At 63.5% G+C, this 21,367-nt stretch carries 18 protein-coding genes; 11 read left to right on the plus strand and 7 right to left on the minus strand.

Annotated elements, in window-relative coordinates:
* Nucleotides 1–143: 143 nt before the first annotated feature.
* From TO66_RS02120 to TO66_RS02145, 6 genes are all read right to left on the minus strand, one after another.
* The gene (locus TO66_RS02120) at nucleotides 144–521 is read right to left on the minus strand and encodes a gamma-butyrobetaine hydroxylase-like domain-containing protein (protein WP_044460764.1); all 378 of its coding nucleotides are present in this window, start codon (nucleotides 519–521) and stop codon (nucleotides 144–146) included.
* A gap of 59 nt (nucleotides 522–580) precedes the next feature.
* Complete coding sequence (gene hslU, locus TO66_RS02125; protein ID WP_044460765.1) at nucleotides 581–1,921, minus strand: ATP-dependent protease ATPase subunit HslU; 1,341 nt, start codon at nucleotides 1,919–1,921, stop codon at nucleotides 581–583.
* 49 nt (nucleotides 1,922–1,970) lie between these two features.
* Nucleotides 1,971–2,501 (minus strand): ATP-dependent protease subunit HslV, encoded by a 531-nt coding sequence (hslV, locus tag TO66_RS02130; protein ID WP_003186641.1) that lies wholly within the window; start codon nucleotides 2,499–2,501, stop codon nucleotides 1,971–1,973.
* 191 nt (nucleotides 2,502–2,692) lie between these two features.
* A complete protein-coding gene (locus TO66_RS02135; protein WP_044460766.1) occupies nucleotides 2,693–3,412 on the minus strand; it encodes an SPOR domain-containing protein in 720 nt (239 codons plus the stop codon).
* A gap of 1 nt (nucleotide 3,413) precedes the next feature.
* Nucleotides 3,414–5,150 carry an arginine--tRNA ligase gene (gene argS / locus TO66_RS02140; protein WP_044460767.1) on the minus strand — a complete coding sequence of 579 codons (1,737 nt, stop codon included), beginning with the start codon at nucleotides 5,148–5,150 and terminating at the stop codon, nucleotides 3,414–3,416.
* A gap of 191 nt (nucleotides 5,151–5,341) precedes the next feature.
* Nucleotides 5,342–7,561 carry a primosomal protein N' gene (locus TO66_RS02145; protein WP_044460768.1) on the minus strand — a complete coding sequence of 740 codons (2,220 nt, stop codon included), beginning with the start codon at nucleotides 7,559–7,561 and terminating at the stop codon, nucleotides 5,342–5,344.
* 169 nt (nucleotides 7,562–7,730) lie between these two features.
* Here TO66_RS02145 and rpmE point away from each other — a divergent pair, with 169 nt between their 5' ends.
* The 3 genes from rpmE (at nucleotide 7,731) to TO66_RS02160 (ending at nucleotide 10,227) form a co-directional block, all read left to right on the plus strand.
* Nucleotides 7,731–7,949: a 50S ribosomal protein L31 gene (rpmE, locus tag TO66_RS02150; protein ID WP_007925855.1), complete on the plus strand. Its 219-nt coding sequence runs from the start codon at nucleotides 7,731–7,733 to the stop codon at nucleotides 7,947–7,949.
* A 41-nt stretch (nucleotides 7,950–7,990) separates the two neighbouring features.
* Nucleotides 7,991–8,773 (plus strand): thermonuclease family protein, encoded by a 783-nt coding sequence (locus TO66_RS02155; RefSeq protein ID WP_044460769.1) that lies wholly within the window; start codon nucleotides 7,991–7,993, stop codon nucleotides 8,771–8,773.
* 185 nt (nucleotides 8,774–8,958) lie between these two features.
* The gene (locus tag TO66_RS02160) at nucleotides 8,959–10,227 is read left to right on the plus strand and encodes a malic enzyme-like NAD(P)-binding protein (RefSeq protein ID WP_044460770.1); all 1,269 of its coding nucleotides are present in this window, start codon (nucleotides 8,959–8,961) and stop codon (nucleotides 10,225–10,227) included.
* Between the two features lie 121 nt (nucleotides 10,228–10,348).
* On the opposite strand, the gene TO66_RS02165 is transcribed toward TO66_RS02160, so the two are convergent.
* Nucleotides 10,349–12,784 carry a penicillin-binding protein 1A gene (locus tag TO66_RS02165; protein ID WP_177330424.1) on the minus strand — a complete coding sequence of 812 codons (2,436 nt, stop codon included), beginning with the start codon at nucleotides 12,782–12,784 and terminating at the stop codon, nucleotides 10,349–10,351.
* 215 nt (nucleotides 12,785–12,999) lie between these two features.
* Here TO66_RS02165 and TO66_RS02170 point away from each other — a divergent pair, with 215 nt between their 5' ends.
* The 8 genes from TO66_RS02170 (at nucleotide 13,000) to TO66_RS02205 (ending at nucleotide 21,198) form a co-directional block, all read left to right on the plus strand.
* Nucleotides 13,000–14,052: a pilus assembly protein PilM gene (locus TO66_RS02170; RefSeq protein ID WP_044460772.1), complete on the plus strand. Its 1,053-nt coding sequence runs from the start codon at nucleotides 13,000–13,002 to the stop codon at nucleotides 14,050–14,052.
* On the plus strand, nucleotides 14,052–14,618 hold the full coding sequence (locus tag TO66_RS02175; protein WP_044460773.1) for a PilN domain-containing protein: 567 nt from the start codon (nucleotides 14,052–14,054) through the stop codon (nucleotides 14,616–14,618). Before TO66_RS02170 ends, TO66_RS02175 begins: the two co-directional genes overlap by 1 nt.
* Nucleotides 14,615–15,232, plus strand: coding sequence for a type 4a pilus biogenesis protein PilO (locus TO66_RS02180; protein ID WP_044460774.1), 618 nt, complete (start codon nucleotides 14,615–14,617; stop codon nucleotides 15,230–15,232). Before TO66_RS02175 ends, TO66_RS02180 begins: the two co-directional genes overlap by 4 nt.
* On the plus strand, nucleotides 15,229–15,756 hold the full coding sequence (locus TO66_RS02185; RefSeq protein WP_044460775.1) for a pilus assembly protein PilP: 528 nt from the start codon (nucleotides 15,229–15,231) through the stop codon (nucleotides 15,754–15,756). Before TO66_RS02180 ends, TO66_RS02185 begins: the two co-directional genes overlap by 4 nt.
* Before the next feature lie 13 nt (nucleotides 15,757–15,769).
* Nucleotides 15,770–17,827: a type IV pilus secretin PilQ gene (pilQ, locus tag TO66_RS02190; protein WP_044460776.1), complete on the plus strand. Its 2,058-nt coding sequence runs from the start codon at nucleotides 15,770–15,772 to the stop codon at nucleotides 17,825–17,827.
* Between the two features lie 4 nt (nucleotides 17,828–17,831).
* The gene (gene aroK / locus TO66_RS02195) at nucleotides 17,832–18,350 is read left to right on the plus strand and encodes a shikimate kinase AroK (RefSeq protein WP_044460777.1); all 519 of its coding nucleotides are present in this window, start codon (nucleotides 17,832–17,834) and stop codon (nucleotides 18,348–18,350) included.
* A 147-nt stretch (nucleotides 18,351–18,497) separates the two neighbouring features.
* Nucleotides 18,498–19,598: a 3-dehydroquinate synthase gene (gene aroB / locus TO66_RS02200; RefSeq protein ID WP_044460778.1), complete on the plus strand. Its 1,101-nt coding sequence runs from the start codon at nucleotides 18,498–18,500 to the stop codon at nucleotides 19,596–19,598.
* A 10-nt stretch (nucleotides 19,599–19,608) separates the two neighbouring features.
* The gene (locus tag TO66_RS02205; protein WP_044460779.1) at nucleotides 19,609–21,198 is read left to right on the plus strand and encodes an SPOR domain-containing protein; all 1,590 of its coding nucleotides are present in this window, start codon (nucleotides 19,609–19,611) and stop codon (nucleotides 21,196–21,198) included.
* The last annotated feature ends 169 nt before the right edge of the window (nucleotides 21,199–21,367 follow it).

A 21,367-nucleotide genomic window follows, 5' to 3' on the forward strand; every position in this document is an offset into this window, starting at 1 on the left:
CACAGGACACTGCAGGGAACTTGCCAGCTCCATTGGTTACCCGAGTTTAATTTTTTTCGCAAGCAGGCCAATCGTTGACCATGCAGCCCAGCATTCAAACAGATGAATCTAGAAAATGCGCTCTAAAGCGCCGGATGTCCGGTCTAGAGCATCAGCTTGACGATAGACTCGTTCGGATCGCGGGATTTTCCGGCAGCCGCAAGTTCGGCGAGATAGTCGCTCCACAGCGCGTCCTGGCGCACCGCCAGCTGGTACAGGTAGTCCCAGGTGAACAGGCCGCTGTCATGGCCGTCGTCGAAGGTCAATTTCAGTGCGTACTGGCCGGCCGGTTCGATCTTGCTCAGGCCGACGCCGAGCTTGCCGAATTGCAGGATGGGTTTGCCGTGGCCCTGGACCTCGGCGGAGGGGGAATGTACCCGCAGGAATTCGGCGGGCAGGTGGTAGACCTCGTCCGGCCCGTAGGTCAGCGTCAGGGTCTTGGAGGCTTTGTGCAGGTTGATGGCGGTGGGGAGTCTGTTCATGTCCTGTAGTCCGTCTTGCAGGAGCCGGCGAGCCGACTCCTGCATGGGTGGCGAATGCCTTACAGGATATAACGGGACAGGTCTTCGTTCTGCGCCAATTCGCCCAGGTGGCTGTTGACGTAGGCGGCATCGATGCGGATCGGCTCTTCGCTGTGCGCGCTGGCCAGGTCGCCGGCGCTGAACGACACCTCTTCGAGCAGGCGCTCGAGCAGGGTGTGCAGGCGACGGGCACCGATGTTCTCGGTCTTTTCGTTGACCTGCCAGGCGATCTGCGCCAGGCGCTTGATACCGTCCGCCTGGAACTCGATGGCCAGGCCCTCGGTTTTCAGCAGCTCGCGGTATTGCTCGGTCAGGGAGGCGTGAGGCTCGCTGAGAATGCGCTCGAAGTCTTCCGGCGACAGCGCCTTGAGTTCGACGCGGATCGGCAGGCGGCCTTGCAGCTCCGGCACCAGGTCGCTCGGCTTGCTCAGGTGGAAGGCACCCGACGCGATGAACAGGATGTGGTCGGTCTTGACCATGCCCAGCTTGGTGTTGACGGTGCAGCCTTCGATCAGCGGCAGCAGGTCGCGCTGTACACCCTCGCGAGACACGTCGACGCCACCGGCATTGCCACGCTTGGCAACCTTGTCGATTTCGTCGATGAACACGATGCCGTGCTGCTCGACCGCTTCCAGGGCCTTGGCCTTGAGTTCTTCATCGTTGACCAGGCGGCTGGCTTCTTCGTCGCGGATCAGCTTGAGCGCGTCCTTGACCTTGAGCTTGCGGTTCTTGCGCTGGCCCTTGCCCATGTTGGCGAAGAGGCTCTGCAGCTGGTTGGTCATTTCTTCCATGCCCGGCGGCGCCGAGATATCGACACCGCTGACTTCCGCCACTTCGATCTCGATTTCCTTGTCGTCCAGCTGGCCTTCGCGCAGGCGCTTGCGGAACAGCTGGCGGGTATTGGAGTCCTGGGCCGGGGCGGCGTCTTCGTTGCTGAAGCCCATGCGCGCCGGTGGCAGCAGGGCGTCGAGGATGCGTTCCTCGGCGGCGTCTTCGGCGCGATGGCGGACGCGGATCATTTCCTGCTCGCGGAACATCTTGATCGCAGCGTCAGCCAGGTCGCGGATGATGGATTCAACGTCGCGGCCGACATAGCCGACTTCGGTGAACTTGGTCGCTTCGACCTTGATGAACGGGGCATTGGCCAGCTTGGCCAGGCGCCGGGCGATCTCGGTCTTGCCGACGCCGGTGGGGCCGATCATCAGGATGTTCTTCGGGGTCACCTCGACACGCAGCTCGGCGGGCAGCTGCATACGGCGCCAGCGGTTGCGCAGCGCAATGGCGACGGCGCGCTTGGCATCGTCCTGGCCGATGATATGGCGGTTGAGTTCGTGGACGATTTCGCGGGGAGTCATGGACATAATAATTGGCGGTCCTCAAGCAAGAATGAATGCCGTGGCGAGCACAGGATTATTCTGCGAGATCCTGCTCCTCAATGGTCTGGGTGTGGTTGGTGAATACGCAGATGTCGCCGGCGATGCCCAGGGCGGTCTCGACGATTTCCCGGGCCGACAGGTCGGTCTTCTTCAGCAGGGCGCTGGCTGCGGCCTGCGCGTAGGCGCCGCCGGAGCCCATGGCGATCAGGCCGTCTTCCGGCTCGACCACGTCACCGTTGCCGGTGATGATCAGGGACGCGTCCTTGTTGGCGACCGCAAGCATGGCTTCGAGGCGGCTGAGGGAGCGGTCGGTGCGCCATTCCTTGGCAAGTTCGACGGCGGCGCGAACCAGATGCCCCTGATGTTTCTCAAGCTGGCCTTCGAAGCGTTCGAACAGGGTGAAGGCATCGGCGGTCGCCCCGGCAAAGCCGGCGATGACCTGGCCGTGGTACAGGCGGCGAACCTTTTTCGCGTTGCCTTTCATCACGGTGTTGCCGAGGGAAACCTGGCCGTCGCCGCCCATGACGACTTTGCCGTGGCGGCGGACTGAAACGATGGTGGTCAAGGGGAGAGTCTCCACGCTGCGGGGCGAAAGTGCCCTGATGGAAGCTCATATGGGGGTGGTGCGGGGTTTTTCAACTGTGGCGGGGGGAGTAGGACGAGCGGTATTTCCTGCTGGAGGGAGGGTGCCAGTGAGGGGGCTATCGCGGGCAAACCTCGCTCCTACAGAGCGAGGCTTGCCCGCGATTGATTGCGCTAGCGGCTCTGGCGCTGTTGTAACAGCAGATTGCTGAAGCCGGCGCCGGCCAGTTGCTTCTGCGCAGTGGTCAGTTGTTCGCGGTTGCTGAACGGGCCGACCAGCACCCGGTACCAGGTCTCTTCCTTGACCGTGCCGGATTCGACCGACACCGATTGCCCCAGCAGGATGATCTGCGCGCGGACCTTGTCGGCATCGGCCTGCTTGCGGAATGAGCCGGCCTGCAGGAAGAACTTGGTCACCGGGGCGGCCTTGGCGACTTGCGCCACCGGTGGTGCGGGTGGCGGAGTGATGCCGGCCAGGGCGGCCTGGGCCCGCGCGGTGTCGATCTTTGCCGCTTCCGCCGGGGTCACTGGCGTGGTCGGCACCACCGGCGCGGTCTGTGGCGTCGGCAGGGTTTTCTCCGGCACCGCTTCCGGCGGCACTATCACTTCCGACTCCGGCAGCAGGGTATAGAAGTCGTACTTCGGCTTCACCGGTTGCTGCGGGCTCGGCGGGGTCTTGTTGGCCTCGGCGATCTTGGTGGTTTTCTGCTGTTCCACCCGCTCGCGCTTGACGCTGTCGCCGCCCTTGCCTGGCTCCAGCTTCATCAGGAACACGATGAAGGCGCCCACGGCCAGGCCGATGGCCATCCACAACCAGCCCGGGATCGGCTGCTTCGCAGGAGCTTGGTAACGGCTGGCGCCACGCTTGGGTGCAGGTTTTTTCTTGGCAGCCAACTTACATTTGCTCCAGGACTTTCAGGCCCAGCAGTTCCAGGCCTTGCTTGAGGGTACGACGGGTCAGCTCGGTGAGGCGCAAGCGGCTCTGCATCTGCGTCGGCGATTCGGCACTGAGGATCGGGCAGTTTTCATAGAAGCTGGAGAACAGCCCGGCGACATCGTACAGGTAGGTGCACAGGGTGTGCGGCGTACCCTTGTCGGCCACGTTGTTCAGCACTTCGCCGAACTGTGCCAGCTTGGCCGCCAGTTCCAGCTCATGGGCGGCTTGCAGGGCGATCTGGCCCTGTACTTCGCTGAAATCCTTGCCCAGCTTGCGGAACACCCCGGCGGCGCGGGTGTAGGCGTACAGCAGGTAGGGGGCGGTGTTGCCTTCGAAGTTCAGCATCAGGTCGAAGTTGAAGCTGTAGTCGCTGGTGCGGTGCTTGGACAGGTCGGCATATTTCACTGAGTCGATGCCCACGACCTTGGCGATGCTGCGCAGGTCGGCCTCGGCCAGCTCCGGGTTCTTTTCCTTGACCAGGCTGTAGGCGCGCTCTTCGGCTTCGGTGAGCAGGTCGATCAGCTTCACCGTGCCGCCGTCGCGGGTCTTGAAAGGACGGCCGTCGGCGCCGTTCATGGTGCCGAAGCCCATGTGCTCCATTTCCATCGGATGGGTCACGAAACCGGCCTTGCGGGCCACCGCGAACACTTGCTGGAAGTGCAGGGCCTGGCGCTGGTCGACGAAGTACAGCGCGCGGTCGGCCTTGAGGGTGCCGCTGCGGTAGCGCACGGCCGCCAGGTCGGTGGTGGCGTACAGGTAGCCGCCATCGGCCTTGACGATGATCACCGGCAGCGGCTCGCCTTCGGCGTTCTTGAACTCGTCGAGGAACACGCACTGGGCGCCGTTGCTCTCGACCAGCATGCCCTTGGCCTTGAGGTCGTTGACCACGTTGATCAGGTCGTCGTTGTAGGCGCTTTCGCCCATCACGTCGGCCATGGTCAGCTTGACGTTCAGCAGTTCGTAGATTTTCTGGCAGTGGGACAAGGAAATGTCCTTGAACTTGGTCCACAGCGCCAGGCAATCCGCGTCGCCGGCCTGCAGCTTGACCACCAGGCCACGGGCGCGGTCGGCGAATTCTTCGGACTCGTCGAAGCGCTGCTTGGCGGCGCGGTAGAAGTTCTCCAGGTCGGACAGCTCGTCGCTGGTAATCGGGTTTTCCTGCAGGTAGGCCATCAGCATGCCGAACTGGGTGCCCCAGTCGCCGACGTGGTTCTGCCGGATCACTTCGTCGCCGAGGAATTCCAGGACCCGCGCCACGCCGTCGCCGATGATGGTCGAGCGCAGATGGCCGACGTGCATTTCCTTGGCCAGGTTCGGCGCCGACAGGTCGATCACGGTGCGCTGCGGCGCGCCGGCCTTGCGTACGCCGAGGCGCGCGTCGGCCAGGGCGGCGTCCAGGCGGTTGGCCAGGGCCTGGGTGTTCTGGAAGAAGTTGATGAAGCCGGGGCCGGCGATCTCGGCCTTGCTGACCTGTTCGTCGGCGGGCAGGGCGGCGATGATTTTTTCCGCCAGGTCGCGTGGCTTCATGCCGGCCGGCTTGGCCAGCATCATGGCGATGTTGCTGGCGAAGTCGCCGTGGGTCTTGTCGCGGGAGTTTTCTACCTGGATCGCCGGCGTCAGGCCTTCTGGCAACACACCTTCGGTGACGAGTTGGGTGATGGCTTGCTGGATGAGCTGGCGAATGGTGTCTTTCATGGTCTTCTCTTTCGACCGCTGGCGCGGCGGCGCTTCGATGCGCAGGTGGAAAAACTGGGCATTATCCGTTGCGAAGACGGGCTTGCCAACTATAGCGGGCCGCCTGTGGATATGCGGTGGCTATTCGGGCCATATCGCGGGCAAGCCTCGCTCCTACAGCGGCGCGCTTGCCTGAGATGGCGGTTTTTCTATCAATACAGGTCCACAGGGTCAACATCCAGCGACCAGCGTACCTGGCGCCCGCTGGGCATCTGTTCGAGGAGCAGCAGCCAGTGGCTCAGCAACTTGTGCAGCGGCGCCCGGGCGCTGGCCTGCAATAACAGTTGCGCGCGATAGCGTCCGGCACGCCGCTCCATGGGCGCCGGCACCGGCCCCAGCAACTCGATGCCGCCCAGGTTCATCTGCGCCAGCAGGCGTTCGGCCTCGCTGCAGGCTTCGTCGAGAAAGCCTTCGGCCTGTCCCGGCTTGTGCGCCTCGGCGCGCAACAGGGCCAGATGGGCGAACGGCGGCAGGCCGGCGGCGCGGCGTTCGCTCAAGGCTTGCTCGGCAAAGGCGAAATAGCCCTGCTCGGTCAGTTGCACCAGCAGCGGATGGTCGGCCAGGTGTGTCTGGATAATCACCTTGCCGGGCTCTTCGGCTCGCCCGGCCCGTCCGGCGACCTGGACGATCAACTGCGCCATGCGCTCGCTGGCGCGGAAGTCGCCGGAGAACAGGCCGCCGTCGGCGTCGAGGATCGACACCAGGGTCACCCGTGGGAAGTGGTGCCCCTTGGCGAGCATCTGGGTGCCCACCAGGATGCACGGCTGGCCCTTCTGGATCGTGGCGAACAGCTGGTTCATCGCGTCCTTGCGCGAAGTGCTGTCGCGGTCGACCCGCAGCACCGGGTAGTCCGGGAACAGGATCGCCAGCCGCTCTTCGGCGCGCTCGGTGCCGGCGCCGACCGGGCGCAGGTCGACCTTGCCGCACTGCGGGCAATGCCGCGGCACGCGTTCGCTGTGGCCGCAATGGTGGCAGCGCAGCTCGCCGTAGCGCTGGTGCACGGTCATCCGCGCATCGCAGCGCTCGCACTCGGACATCCAGCCGCAGTCATGGCACAGCAGGGTCGGCGCGAAACCCCGGCGGTTGAGGAACACCAGCACCTGCTGGCCCGCCGCCAGGGTCTGGCCGATGGCTTGTTGCATGGGGCCGGAGATGCCGCTGTCCAGCGGCCGGCTTTTCACGTCCAGGCGCAGGAAGCGCGGCTGCTTGGCGCCGCCGGCCCGCTCGTTCAGCCGCAGCAGCCCGTAGCGGCCGCTGTAGGCGTTGTGCAGGCTTTCCAGCGACGGTGTAGCGGAACCCAGCACGATGGGGATGTTTTCCTGGCGCGCGCGGACCAGGGCCAGGTCGCGCGCGTGGTAGCGCAGGCCTTCCTGCTGCTTGTAGGAGCCGTCGTGTTCTTCGTCGATGATGATCAGCCCGGGATTCTTCATCGGGGTGAACAGCGCCGAGCGGGTGCCGATAATAATGTCGGCCTCGCCGTCGCGTGCCGCCAGCCAGGCGTCCAGGCGCTCACGGTCATTGACGGCCGAGTGCAGCAGGGCGATGCGGGCATTGAAGCGCTGCTCGAAGCGCGCCAGGGTCTGCGGGCCGAGGTTGATTTCCGGGATCAGCACCAGGGCCTGCTTGCCGGCCTCCAGGGTTTCGCGGATCAGTTGCAGGTAGACCTCGGTCTTGCCGCTGCCGGTGACCCCGGCCAGCAGGAAGGCGTGATAGCTGTCGAAGCCCGAGCGAATGGCTTCATAGGCGGCGCGCTGTTCGCTGTTGAGCGGCAGTTCCGGTTGGGCCAGCCAGTGTTCGTGGCGTTCGCCGGGGGCGTGCCGGCGAACCTCCACCTGGACCAGATCCTTGGCCAGCAACAGGTCGAGGCTGTCCTTGCTCAGCATCAGTTTGCTCAGCAACGCATGGGGAACGCCGTGTGGATGCTGGGCCAGGGTCGCCAGTGCCTCGCGCTGGCGAGGGGCGCGGGCGATGCGCGGGTCGTCGAGGCGGGCGCCGGGGCTGACCGACCAGAAGCGCTCCTGGCGCACCTCGGCCGGCTCGCCCTGGCGCAGCAGTACCGGCAGCGCCCAGCTCAGGGTGTCGCCGAGGCTGTGCTGGTAATACTGCGCCGTCCACAGGCACAGCTTGAACAGCGTGGGCGGCAGCGGCGGGGTGGCATCCAGCAGGGCCAGCGCCGGCTTGAGCTTGTCGGCCGGGACTTCGCTGCTGTCGGTCACCTCGACCAGGATGCCGATCATCTCCCGGCGCCCGAACGGCACGCGCAGGCGCATGCCCGGATGCAGTTGGGCGCGCCGCACGCCGGCCGGGGCCCGATAGTCGAACAGGCGGCGCAGGGGCGAGGGCAGGGCGAGGCGCAAGATGGCGTCGGGCACGCGGGGAAGTCTCATCGAACGGGCGGCAAAGAAGGCCCGGAGCCTAGCAGACGGTCGGTGCGAGGGACAGCTTGCGTGATCGCAAAGGTCTGGTAGAATTCGCGCCCTAATTACGTGCGGTATTCAACAATAGTGTTGGGTGGCGGCACGCTAGCCTGAGGAAGACACCATGAAAGCCGATATCCATCCAGAATACCCAGCAGTTGCCGTAACCTGCAGCTGCGGCAACAAGTTCGAAACCCGTTCGACCTTCGCCAAGCCACTGGCGATCGACGTTTGCAACGAGTGCCACCCGTTCTACACCGGTAAGCAGAAGACTCTGGACACCGGTGGTCGCGTTCAGAAGTTCGCCGACCGTTTCGGTGCTTTCGGCGCGAAAAAGGCCTAAGGCTGACCAGTCTGGAAAGCTGCTCCAGCTTTTCCTCGCTGATGAAAAAGGCGTCCCTCGCGGGCGCCTTTTTTATGTCCGCGATTTGGCTCTCCAGCGCCCAGGCGTTTTGCCCGGCGCCTGCCGGGCTGGCCTCCGCGCAGGTTCAGCGAGTGGTCGACGGCGACACCCTGCGCCTGGCCGATGGGCGCAGTGTGCGGATGATCGGCCTCAACGCCCCGGAGCTGGGCAAGAAAGGCCGTACCGACGAACCCTTCGCCGTGGCGGCCCGCCAGCGCCTGCAGGCATTGGTGAAGGCCAGCGATGGCCGAGTGGGCTTGCTCCCCGGCCGTGAAGCCAAGGATCGTTATGGGCGCACCCTGGCCCATGTCTATGGCGCCGATGGCGCCAATCTCGAAGCGCAATTGCTGGCCGAAGGCCTGGGATACCAGGTGGCCGTGGCGCCGAACGTCGATTTGTTCGATTGCCAGCAGGCCGCCGAGCGCAGCGCTCGTCAGGCCCGGCTGGGGGTGTGGCGGCAGTCGTCTGTGCTGAAAGAGGATCAGATCGCCAGGTCCGGATTCGCCGTGCTCAGTGGGCGGGTGAGCAAGGTGCAGCGCAATCGCGGTGGCATCTGGATCGAGTTGCAGCACTCGGTTGTATTGCACATTGCACCCAATCTGCTCGGTCAGTTCGATACCGCGTTGCTGGAACGCCTGCCGGGGCAGCGGATCGAGGCGCGTGGCTGGGTGCTCGACCGTTCGCGCAAGGGTGGCTTGCAATCAGGCCAGGCGCGCTGGATGTTGCCACTGACGCACCCCGGAATGTTCCAATTGGTTCAATGAATAAAAAATTGTAGACATTTTTTATTTGGATTGTGAACAGTTGCAAGCCTTGTGTTCCGTGGCTCTTGGCCCAAAGTCGTAGGCTACGGGCCTTGACAGGGGTGACCGGTCAGTCTTGTGGGGACTATGCGACACGCGTATCCTCGGCGGTCCGTCTGTCCAACAGTAAAAAGCGGAATGCCCACATGTCTGATTTGAAAACTGCCGCTCTCGAATACCACGCCAATCCCCGTCCAGGGAAACTGAGTGTCGAGCTCACCAAGGCCACCGCTACCGCCCGCGACCTGTCGCTGGCCTACAGCCCCGGCGTAGCCGAACCAGTACGCGAAATCGCCCGCGATCCTGAGCTGGCCTACAAATACACCGGCAAGGGCAACCTGGTTGCAGTCATTTCCGATGGCACCGCGATTCTCGGCCTGGGCAACCTCGGCCCTCTGGCTTCCAAGCCGGTGATGGAAGGCAAGGGCGTGCTGTTCAAGCGCTTTGCCGGCATCGACGTATTCGACATCGAAGTCGACTCCGAAAGCCCGCAAGCCTTCATCGACACCGTCAAGCGCATCTCCATCACCTTCGGTGGCATCAACCTGGAAGACATCAAGGCGCCAGAGTGCTTCGAGATCGAGCGCGCCCTGATCGAACAGTGCGACATTCCGGTGTTCCACGATGACCAGCATGGCACCGCGATCGTGACCGCGGCCGGCATGATCAACGCCCTGGAAATCGCCGGCAAGACCCTGTCGGAAGCCAAGATCGTCTGCCTGGGCGCCGGCGCAGCCGCCATCTCCTGCATGAAGCTGCTGGTGAGCATGGGCGCCAAGATCGAAAACATCTTCATGGTCGACCGTACCGGCGTGATCCACTCCGAGCGCGACGACCTGAACCAGTACAAGGCCGTGTTCGCCCACGCGACCGACAAGCGCACCCTGGCCGACGCCCTGCAGGGCGCCGACGTGTTCGTCGGCCTGTCCGGCCCGAACCTGCTGAGCGCCGAAGGCCTGAAATCCATGGCGGCCAACCCGATCGTGTTCGCTTGCTCGAACCCCGATCCGGAAATCGCTCCGGAGCTGGCGCACGCCACCCGCGACGACGTGATCATGGCCACCGGTCGTTCGGACTACCCGAACCAGGTCAACAACGTACTGGGCTTCCCGTTCATCTTCCGTGGCGCCCTGGACGTTCGCGCCAAGCGCATCAACGAAGAAATGAAGATCGCCGCGGCCAACGCCCTGAAGGACCTGGCCAAGCTGCCAGTGCCGAAGGAAGTTTGCGCAGCCTATGGCGTCGACGCGCTGGAGTTCGGCCGTGAGTACATCATTCCGAAGCCAATGGATGCGCGCCTGATCACCGTGGTTTCCGATGCCGTGGCCAAGGCCGCGATCGAGACCGGCGTGGCGACCCTGCCGTATCCGAAGAACTACCCGCTGAAAAGCGTGGACGACGTGTTCAACGGCTAACAGCAGCGCATAAAAAACCCGGCCTTCGAGCCGGGTTTTTTTATGGGAAAGTTTCAAGCCTCAAGCGAAAGCCGGTGTTGCGCTTTCCTGCAGCTTGAGGCTCGTAGCGTGCCGCGGCTCTTTAGAACAGATCGATCGGTGCTGACTCGTCCGCCGGCAGCGGGCTGCCAGGCGCATAGCCGTTGCCCAGTTCGTTGACCGAAGGCGGCGTGTCTTCGCTCTTGAACAGCTCGAAATAGGCATTGGGCGTGCCTGGCGCGGCGGCGCGACCGCTGACCGGATCGACCCGCAGGCTGAGGATGCCTTCCGGTTCGGCCTGGGTATGCGCCGGCTTGTCCTTGAGGGCCGCGCCCATGTAGTTCATCCAGATCGGCAGGGCCACGGTGCCGCCGTACTCGCGGCGTCCCAGGCTTTCCGGCTGGTCGAAGCCGGTCCAGACCGTGGTCACATAATCGGCGTTGTAGCCGGAGAACCAGGCGTCCTTGGACTCGTTGGTGGTCCCGGTCTTGCCGGCCAGGTCGCTGCGGCCCAGGGCCAGCGCGCGTCGCCCGGTGCCGAGCTTGATCACGTCTTCCAGCATGCTGTTGAGAATGTAGGTCGTGCGGCCGTCGATGATGCGCTCGGCCACCGCAGGTGCCTGCACGGCAGCCTGGCCCGGGGTTTCGCCAGGCACGCTGTTCACGGTGAAGCCCTGTGGTTCCGGCGCGGCGATCCCGCTGCTGGCCGTGCCGCCCGCAGGCACGCTCGGCGGGTTGGCGGTGAACAGGGTTTCGCCGTTGCGGCTTTCGATCTTGTCGATGATGTACGGCGTGACCTTGTAGCCACCGTTGGCGAACACGCTCCAGCCAGTGGCGATTTCCATCGGCGTCAGGGTCGCGGTGCCCAGGGCCAGCGACAGGTTGCGCGGCAGGTCCTGCTTGTTGAAGCCGAACTTGCTGATGTAGTCGATGGTGCGGTCCACGCCCAGGCTTTGCAGGAGGCGGATCGAAACCAGGTTGCGCGATTTGTACAGCGCTTCGCGCATGCGGATCGGGCCGAGGAAGGTGTTGGTGTCGTTTTTCGGGCGCCAGACCTTGTCCAGGTACTCGTCGACGAACACGATCGGCGCATCGTTCACCAGGCTGGCAGCGGTATAGCCGTTGTCCAGCGCGGCGCTATAGATGAATGGCTTGAAGCTCGAGCCGGGCTGGCGTTTGGCCTGCATCGCCCGGTTGTAGTTGCTCTGCTCGAAGGCGAAACCGCCCACCAGCGAGCGGATGGCGCCGTTCTGCGGATCGAGGGATACCAGCGCGCCCTGCACGACCGGGATCTGCCGGAACTTCAGCGAATTGTCGGCCTGGCGCTGCACGCGAATCAGGTCGCCGACCTGGGCGACATCGCTCGGCTGCTTGGGCGCGGCGCCCATGCTGTTGGTGTTCAGGAACGGACGCGCCCATTTCATGCTGTCCCAGTCGACATGCTCCGTGCCGGTACGGGTCAGCACCTGCAGGCCATTCTTTTCGACCTGGGTGACGATCGCCGGCTCCAGGCCGCTGATGGTGCGTTGCTTGGTCAGTTCAGTGGCCCAGGCGGCGTGCGTCTTGCCTGGCAGGCGCGACTCGGGGCCCCGGTAACCATGGCGTTGGTCATAGGTGATCAGGCCCTCGTGGATGGCGTTGTTGGCCATCTCCTGCAGGTTGCTCGGCACGGTGGTCGTGACGCGGAAGCCTTCGGTGTAGGCGTCGCTGCCGTAGCGGCCGACCATCTCGGCACGGGCCATTTCGGCGACGTAGGGAGCGTTCACTTCCGGCGTCGGCACGTGATAGCTGGCATTCAACGGCTCGGCGATAGCCGCCTGGTAGTCGGTCTCGCTGATCTTGCCGAGCTTGTACATGCGCCCGAGGATCCAGTCGCGGCGCTCCTTGCTGCGCGCCGGGTTGGCCAGCGGGTTGAAGCGTGACGGGGCCTTGGGCAGGCCGGCGATCATGGCCATCTGCGCCAGGCTGACGTCGCGGATCGACTTGCCGTAGTACACCTGGGCCGCGGCCTCGATGCCGTAGGCGCGGTTACCCAGGTAGATCTTGTTGACGTACAGCTCGAGGATCTCGTCCTTGGTCAGCTGGCGCTCGATTTGCAGGGCCAGGAGGATCTCGGTGGTCTTGCGCGAGAAGCTGCGTTCGCTGCTCAGGAAGAAGTTCTTCGCCACCTGCATGGTGATGGTGCTGCCGCCGGACTGGATGTGCCCGCTCTTGACCAGCTGGGTCGCGGCACGCATCAGGCTGCTGGGATCGACGCCGTAATGGTTGGCGAAGTTGTCGTCTTCAGCACTTAGTAACGCATTGATGAAGTTGGGGGGAATGTCGGCGAAACGGATCGGAGTACGGCGCATTTCACCGAATTCTGCGATCAACTTGCCGTCGCTGCTGTACACCCGCAGGGGAATCTGCAACTGGATACTTCTGAGCGCCTCTACCGATGGCAAGCCAGGACTAAGATAGAGAAACGCACCGGAGAGAGCGAGGAGCAGCCCGCAGAACACAGCGACGATGGACCACCCGAAAAACTTCAGCAGACGAATCAAGGCTTTTGGATTTCCAGAGAAAGGAATGAATTTGGCGTCAGGGCATTCATGTTCGGGATCGGCCCACGCGGCAGATAAAAGCGGAAAAAACGCCGGGCATTATAAGCATTTTTCCGTGGAGGGCGTCATTTGCGCGTCTGTCAAGACGTAGTGATTGAACGCAATGGACATTACAGAGTCCGTAAGTCACGGATAGTCATAGGGAATTGGTAGTGCTAGGACTCTTCAGCAAAAAGGCGAGTTCCCTTCTCGGGATCGATATCAGTTCCACCTCGGTCAAGCTCGTTGAGTTGAGCCGCATCGGCCAGCGTTTTCAGGTCGAGGCCTGCGGGGTGGAGCCGTTGCCGGCCAATGCCGTGGTCGAAAAGAACATCGTCGAGCCCGAAGGAGTGGGGCATGCCCTGTCCCGCCTGCTGGCCCGGACCCGGCCGGGTGTGAAGAACGCGGCGCTGGCGCTGGCCGGTTCGGCGGTGATCAGCAAAGTCATCGAGATGGACGCCGGGCTGTCCGACGACGATCGGGAAAGCCAGCTCAAGGTCGAGGCCGACCAATACATTCCCTATCCGCTGGACGAGGCCGCCCTCGATTTCGACGTGCTCGGCTATTCGGCCCGTCATCCCGAGCGTGTCGACGTCCTGCTGGCGGCCTGCCGCAGGGAGCACATTGAAATTCGCGAGGTGGCGCTGGAACTCGCGGGGCTGACGCCCCGGGTGGTGGACCTGGAGACCTGCGCGCTCGAGCGCTCGCTCGCCCTGGCGGCCGGGCCGGTAGCGTCGGGCTCCGTGGCGCTGGTCGATATCGGCGCCACCCTCACCACCCTGAACGTCGTGCAGGCAGGGCAAATCATCTATTCCCGCGAGCAGTTGTTCGGCGGCGAACAACTGACCGAGCAGATCCAGCGCCGTTACGGCTTGTCGAAAGAGGAAGCGGGCCTGGCGAAAAAAAAGGGCGGCTTGCCGGACGGCTATGCGCAAGCCGTGCTGCAACCTTTTCAAGAAACGGCGGTTGAGCAGGTCTCACGTTCGTTGCAGTTGTTCCAGGCGTCGGCATCGCAGCACCGGATCGGCTCCCTGTTGTTGGCGGGTGGCAGCGCCGGCCTGCCCGGGCTGGCCTCGCTGCTCCAGCAACGCCTGGGCCTGCCGGTACGGATCGCCAATCCCTTCGCCGGCATGAGCCTGGGCAGCAAGGTCGATGCCGCAGTGCTGGCTAGCGAAGCGCCGGCCCTGATGATTGCCTGCGGATTGGCCCTGAGGAGCTTCGACTGATGGCTCGGATCAACCTTCTTCCCTGGCGCGAAGAACGGCGCGAGCGCCGCCGGCGTCATTTCCTGCTGGGCGTGGCCGCGGCCGCGGCGCTGGCATTGGCGGCGGTACTGGTGGGCGACCGGATCATCGACCGGGCGATCGACAGGCAGCTGGCGCGCAACAATCACGTGGGGGCACAGATCGCCTTACTCGATCAGCGAATTGCCAAGATCGGCGAGCTGAAGCTGCATCGCGAGCAGTTGCTGGAGCGCATGAAGATTATCCAGGACTTGCAGGGCAATCGATCCACCCGTGCGCGGGTGTTCGACCAGTTGGCCCGGAGCCTGCCGGACGGGGTGTATTTCACCGATGTCAGGATGAGCGGGCAAACCCTCTCGATTGTCGGTGCGGCGGAATCGAACCACCGGGTTTCGGACCTGATGCGCAACCTGGACGCGTCCGACTGGTTCGATACGCCAAGTCTCACCGAGGTCAAGGCCGCCGGGGCGGACAACGCCGACCAGATGAATGTGTTCCAGCTGACCGTGCACCAGACCCGGCCTGCCCTGGAGGAGGTTGGGCAATGAGCCTGGCTGGCTGGTGGGAGCAGATGCGCCGGGTCGATCCCGGCGAACTGGAAATGAGCAATATGGGGGCGTGGCCGGCGCCGGTCAAAAGCCTGGTCGCGGCGCTGGCGATGCTGCTGGTGCTGGCTCTCGGCTACCAGCTGTACCTCAAGGATCTGCTGTTGCAGCTCGACCAGCGCCGGGCGGACGAGATCGTGTTGAAACAACAGTTCGCCAGCAAGGCGAGCCAGGTGGCCAATCTGTTGCCCTACGGTGAGCAGATGAAGGCCATGGAAAGCGCCTTCGAGCAGATGCTGCGCCAACTGCCGAGCGATACCGAGGTGCCGGGCCTGCTCGAAGACATCAGTCGCACAGGGCTTGGCAGCGGGTTGGAGTTCGAAGAGATCAAGCTGCTGCCGGAAGTGGTCCAGCCGTTTTATGTCGAGCTGCCGATCCAGATCACGGTGACCGGCGGCTATCACCAACTGGCGACGTTCGTCAGTGGCGTGGCCGGGTTGCCGCGAATCGTCACCCTGCATGATTTCGAGATCAAGCCGGTCGCCCCGCAGGTCGGCTCTAAGCTGCGCATGAACGTTCTGGCCAGGACCTATCGCTACAAGGTGCCTCGTCCATGAAGCGCATTCATGGCCTGCTGCTGGTGCTGATCGGTCTCGGGCTGGCCGGGTGCGGCAGCGATGACGACTTCAGCGATCTGGACGCCTACATGAACGAGGTGCGGGCGCGGCCGCCCGGCAAGATTGAACCAATGCCGGTATTCGGGTCTTACCCAACGTTCACCTACGACGCCTCGCTTCTGCGCAGTCCGTTCCAGCCAGCGGTCCGGGTAGACCTGGCGAGCCGTCGGGCAGGTTCGTCCGCGGTCCGGCCGGACCCGAACCGCAGCAAGGCGTTTCTCGAGGGGTTCAGCATCGAGCAGTTCGAGATGGTGGGCACGCTTTCCAACGCTTCCGGCGTCTTTGCGCTGCTGCGGGGAGCGGGGGGGGTACATCGGCTGAAGGTCGGCGACTACCTGGGGCGAAACGATGGGCGGATTGTCGCGATCAGCGATTCACAGGTCGACGTGGTCGAGATTGTTCCCGATGGAGCGGGAGCGTGGCTGGAACGACCGCGGACCATTCCATTAAAAGAGCATTCATAGTGGAACTCGCATCATGAACAGGATCTTTTCAGCCCTCGGTATTGCGCTAGGGATGGCGCTGCTTTCGCCGATGGCCATGGCGGCCACTCTCAAGGCCCTGGATGTCGCGACGCTGTCGGGAGACCGCCTGGAGTTGAAGCTGACCTTCGATGGGCCGGTTCCCGAGCCCCGTGGCTATAGCACCGACCAGCCGGCACGGATCGCCCTCGACTTGCCGGATGTCGTCAGTGGGCTCAAGAGCAAAAGCCGTGACCTGGGGAGCGGCAATGCGCGCAGCGTCACCGTGGTCGAGTCGGGGCAGCGCACCCGTGTGGTGGTCAATCTGCTGGCGCTGGCGCCCTATAGCACCCGGATCGCGGGGAACCAGCTGTTCGTGGTGATCGGTCAGGGCGCGACGGTGGCGCACGATGTGCCGCAGCGTCCTGCTGCCTCCGGACGAGTCGGGGCGGGCCGGTCGATTCGCAGCGTGGATTTTCAGCGGGGGGAGCGGGGTGAAGGCAATGTCCTGATCGACCTTTCCGATGCGCAGATGAGCCCCGATATCCAGGAGCGCGACGGCAAGCTGGTGATCGCCTTTGCCCGGGCCCGCCTGCCCGAACCCTTGCGCGTCAGGCTGGACGTCAAGGATTTCGCTACGCCTGTGCAGTTTGTCAGCGCCCGCGCGGAATCGGACAAGGCCATCATTACCATCGAGCCCGGTGGCACCTTCGATTACTCGACCTACCAGACGGACAACAAATTGACGGTCAGCGTCAGGCCGATGAGTGTTGACGACCTGCAGAAACGTAATGCCGAGCGCTCGACCTATGACGGTGAAAAGCTCTCGCTGAACTTCCAGGACATCGAGGTCCGCTCGGTACTGCAACTGATTGCCGACTTCACCCATCTCAACCTGGTGGCCAGCGATACGGTCCAGGGCGGGATTACCCTGCGTCTGCAGAATGTGCCGTGGGACCAGGCCCTGGACCTGGTGCTCAAGACCAAGGGGCTGGACAAGCGCAAGGTCGGCAATGTGCTGCTAGTGGCGCCGGCCGATGAAATCGCCGCTCGTGAACGCCAGGAGCTGGAGTCGCAGAAGCAGATTGCCGATCTCGAGCCGTTGCGCCGCGAACTGTTGCAGGTCAATTACGCCAAGGCTGCGGAGATCGCCAAGCTGTTCCAGTCAGTCACCCGCGCCGAGGATAAATCCGATGAGCGTGGTTCGATCACGGTCGATGAGCGGACCAACAACATCATTGCCTATCAGACCCGGGATCGCCTGGACGAACTGCGGCGCATCGTCAGCCAGCTGGATGTTCCGGTACGCCAGGTGATGATCGAGGCGCGGATCGTCGAGGCGAACGTCGACTATGACAAGAGCCTGGGCGTGCGCTGGGGTGGCTCGATCCAGAACCAGGGCAACTGGAATGCCTCGGGGGTCAGCAATGGCGCCAATGGTTCCTCCACCATCGGCACGCCGGGCAGCACCAGCAGTAATGCACCGTTCGTCGACTTGGGCACTACCGCCAATACCTCCGGGCTGGGGATCGCCTTCATCACCGACAACGTGTTGCTGGACCTTGAGCTGACGGCGATGGAAAAGACCGGCAACGGGGAAATCGTCTCCCAGCCCAAGGTCGTCACTTCCGACAAGGAGACCGCGAAAATCCTCAAGGGCACGGAAATCCCCTATCAGGAAGCCGCGTCCAGCGGGGCGACCTCGGTGTCTTTCAAGGAGGCCTCGCTGTCGCTGGAGGTGACGCCGCAGATCACTCCGGACAACCGCATCATCATGGAGGTCAAGGTCACCAAGGACGAGCCGGACTACCTGAACAAGGTCCAGGATGTACCGCCCATCAAGAAGAACGAGGTCAACGCCAAGGTCCTGATCAACGACGGAGAGACCATCGTGATCGGTGGGGTTTTCTCCAATACGCAAAGCAAGGTTGTAGATAAAGTGCCATTTCTCGGCGATGTGCCGTATCTTGGCCGCCTTTTCCGGCGTGACGTGGTGTCGGAGAAAAAATCCGAGCTGCTGGTATTTCTCACTCCGCGTATCATGAACAACCAGGCGATTGCTGTGAGTCGTTGATTCTGTGCGAAATTTGATTCTTGTTGGGCCGATGGGGGCTGGAAAAAGCACCATCGGTCGCTTGCTGGCCAAAGAGCTGCGCCTGCCATTCAAAGATTCCGATAAGGAAATTGAGTTGCGCACGGGCGCCAATATCCCGTGGATCTTCGATAAGGAAGGCGAGCCAGGCTTTCGCGATCGCGAGCAGGCCATGATCGCCGAGTTGTGCGCCGCCGATGGCGTGGTCCTGGCCACCGGCGGTGGTGCGGTGATGCGGGAAGCCAATCGCCTGGCGCTGCATGCCGGCGGTCGCGTGGTCTATCTGCATGCCTCGGTCGAACAGCAAGTGGGGCGCACCGCCCGGGATCGCAACCGGCCGCTGTTGCGCACCGCCGATCCGGCGAAAACCCTGCGTGACCTGTTGGCGATCCGCGATCCGCTCTATCGGGAAATCGCCGATCTGGTGGTTGAAACCGATGAACGGCCACCACGCCTGGTGGTGCTGGACATACTGGACCGCCTGCAGCAACTGCCTCCCCGTTAATGCGCGGCGCGAAATGCGCTATCCTCGGCGCCTCGCCATGATCGCTGGAGATTGTGGCGCAGAGCTATCGCGTGACGTCAATAAACCAGGCGATGCCGTTGTCAATGCAAGGCAGGACACCAGCTTCCATCTTCACTGTGGGGACACATGCAGACACTTAAGGTCGATCTAGGCGAGCGCAGCTACCCGATTCATATTGGCGAAGGTTTGTTGGACCGGCCCGAATTGCTGGCGCCGCACATCGCCGGGCGGCAGGTGGCGATCGTTTCCAATGAAACTGTCGCGCCGCTCTACCTTGAGCGTTTGAAACGCAGCCTTGCGCAGTTCTCGGTGATCTCGGTGGTCCTGCCCGATGGCGAAGCGTTCAAGAACTGGGAAACCCTGCAGCTTATTTTCGATGGCCTGCTGACCGCACGGCACGATCGACGCACCACGATCATTGCCCTCGGTGGCGGCGTGATCGGCGACATGGCGGGTTTTGCCGCGGCCTGCTACCAGCGCGGCGTCGATTTCATCCAGATTCCTACCACCTTGCTGTCCCAGGTCGATTCATCGGTGGGTGGCAAGACCGGTATCAACCATCCGTTGGGCAAGAACATGGTCGGTGCCTTCTATCAGCCGAACGTGGTCCTGATCGACACCGCCTCGCTCAACAGTCTGCCGGCTCGCGAGCTGTCGGCGGGCCTGGCGGAAGTCATCAAGTACGGCCTGATCTGCGACGAGCCGTTCCTTACCTGGCTCGAAGCCAGCGTCGACCGCTTGCGGGCCCTGGACCAGCAGGCGCTGACCTATGCCATCGAGCGTTCCTGTGCGGCCAAGGCGGCCGTGGTCGGTGCCGATGAGCGCGAATCCGGCGTGCGCGCCACGCTGAACCTGGGGCATACCTTCGGCCACGCCATCGAAACCCACATGGGCTACGGTGTGTGGCTGCATGGTGAGGCGGTTGCCGCGGGTACCGTAATGGCGCTGGAAATGTCCGCGCGCCTTGGCTGGATCACCGCCGAAGAGCGTGACCGCGGGATTCGCCTGTTCCAGCGTGCGGGCTTGCCGGTCGTGCCCCCCGAGGAGATGACCGAGGCCGATTTTCTCGAACACATGGCAATTGACAAGAAAGTGATCGACGGTCGCTTGCGTCTGGTGCTGTTGCGCCGCATGGGCGAAGCCGTAGTGACCGACGATTATCCGAAAGAGGTTTTACAGGCCACGCTGGGAGCGGATTACCGCGCCCTGGCTCAGCTTAAAGGTTAATAAGATTCCCATGACTAGTTTGCATGCCGACGAGGCCTTCCTCGGCCACTATCAGTTGAGCCATGACCCTTTCGCTCCACGGGTGCCTGGCTTCAAGTTCTTTCCTGCCCAGCGCAAGCCTGTGCTGGGCCAGTTGCACCACCTGGCGCGCTACAGCCAACTGCTGCTGGTCGTGACCGGCCCGCAGGGCAGCGGCAAGACGCTGCTGCGCCAGGCGCTGGTGGCCAGCACCAACAAACAGTCGGTGCAGAGCGTGGTGGTTTCCGCCCGCGGCGCCGGTGATGCGGCGGGCGTACTGCGCCAAGTGGCCCAGGCGCTGAACGTGGAGCAGGCCGAGATCGGCCCGATCCTGGCGCAAGTGGTGCAACTGGCACTGACCGGCCAGGAAGTCTATCTGCTGGTGGACGACGCCGAGCAGCTCGACGAATCGGCCCTCGAAGCGCTGCTGGCGCTTGCCGCCGGTGCGCCGGAAGGTCGCCCGCATGTGTTCCTGTTCGGCGAGTCGTCGCTGATTGCCGGCCTGGAGCAACTGAGCGCCGAAGAAGAGCGCTTCCATGTCATCGAGCTGCAGCCATATACCGAAGAAGAAACCCGTGAATACCTGGCGCAACGTCTTGAAGGCGCCGGGCGGGGGATCGAACTTTTTTCCGCGGATCAGATCAGTGATATTCACGAAGGCTCCGACGGCTGGCCTGGCAACATCAACCAGGTCGCCCGGGATGCAATGATCGAAGCCATGATTGCCAGCCGCTCCGCGGTCAAGCGTCCAAGTATGGGGTTCAATATGCCGAAGAAACACGTATTGGCGATATCCGCAGTGGTTGTCGTGGCCGTTGCCGCTGCCTGGCTGATGCCGGGTCGCAGCAAGGCACCCACCACCGGTGCGCCTGCGAACGAACAAGCTCAACTGCCGCTGGGGCAGACGCCGCAACCGAACGCCAATGGCAGCCCGGCAGTCGAGTTCGCCGGTTCCTCCCAGCCAATGCCGTTGCCGTTGGTCGGTCAATCGCAGCCGGTCATGCGCGGGCCGCTGGCCGAGGCTGCCGGCGGTATCACCGAGGGCGACGATGGCGTTCCGGTGGAAGGTTCCAGCGCCACGCCACCGACCGTGACCACCATCGCGCCGCCAGCGGGCGTGCCGGCCGGTCCTGCGCCTACGCCTGAAGCCCGTCCGACCCCAGCGCCGACCCAGGTCGCCGCCGCCAAGCCGGCTCCGGTGGCCAAGCCTGCGCCGGCACCGGTCAGCAAGCCGGCCGCACCGGCCGCCAAACCGGCCGAGAAGCCGGTAACCGTGGCCAAGGCCGCCACCGGCGGTGGTAGCTGGTACGCTGGCCAGGCGCCGGGCAACTACGTGGTGCAGATCCTTGGCACCAGTTCTGAGGCCACCGCGCAGAACTTCGTCAAGGAGCAGGGCGCTCAATACCGTTATTTCAAGAAAGTCCTCAACGGCAAACCGCTGTATGTGATCACTTACGGCAGCTTCAGCAGCCGTGATGCAGCCGTTACCGCTATCAAGGCCTTGCCAGCGAAGGTTCAGGCTGGTAAACCTTGGCCTCGCACTGTCGCCAGCGTCCAACAGGAACTGGCAGCAACTCGCTGAAGATTCGGCGGCCTTACCCAGGCCGCCTCTCCCGGCACCTCAAAAAATCCGCATGCGCATGCTGCCTTCAAGGCCGCGTGCCTTGTGGTGTCTGCGTCACAGTGGCTTTTGAGTCGTTGCGGTCCGAACTAAAAAAGTTTTGACTAGCACGGAATATCGCTTTAAACCT

The organism is Pseudomonas sp. MRSN 12121, from assembly GCF_000931465.1.
In the GTDB taxonomy this organism is placed as follows: domain Bacteria; phylum Pseudomonadota; class Gammaproteobacteria; order Pseudomonadales; family Pseudomonadaceae; genus Aquipseudomonas.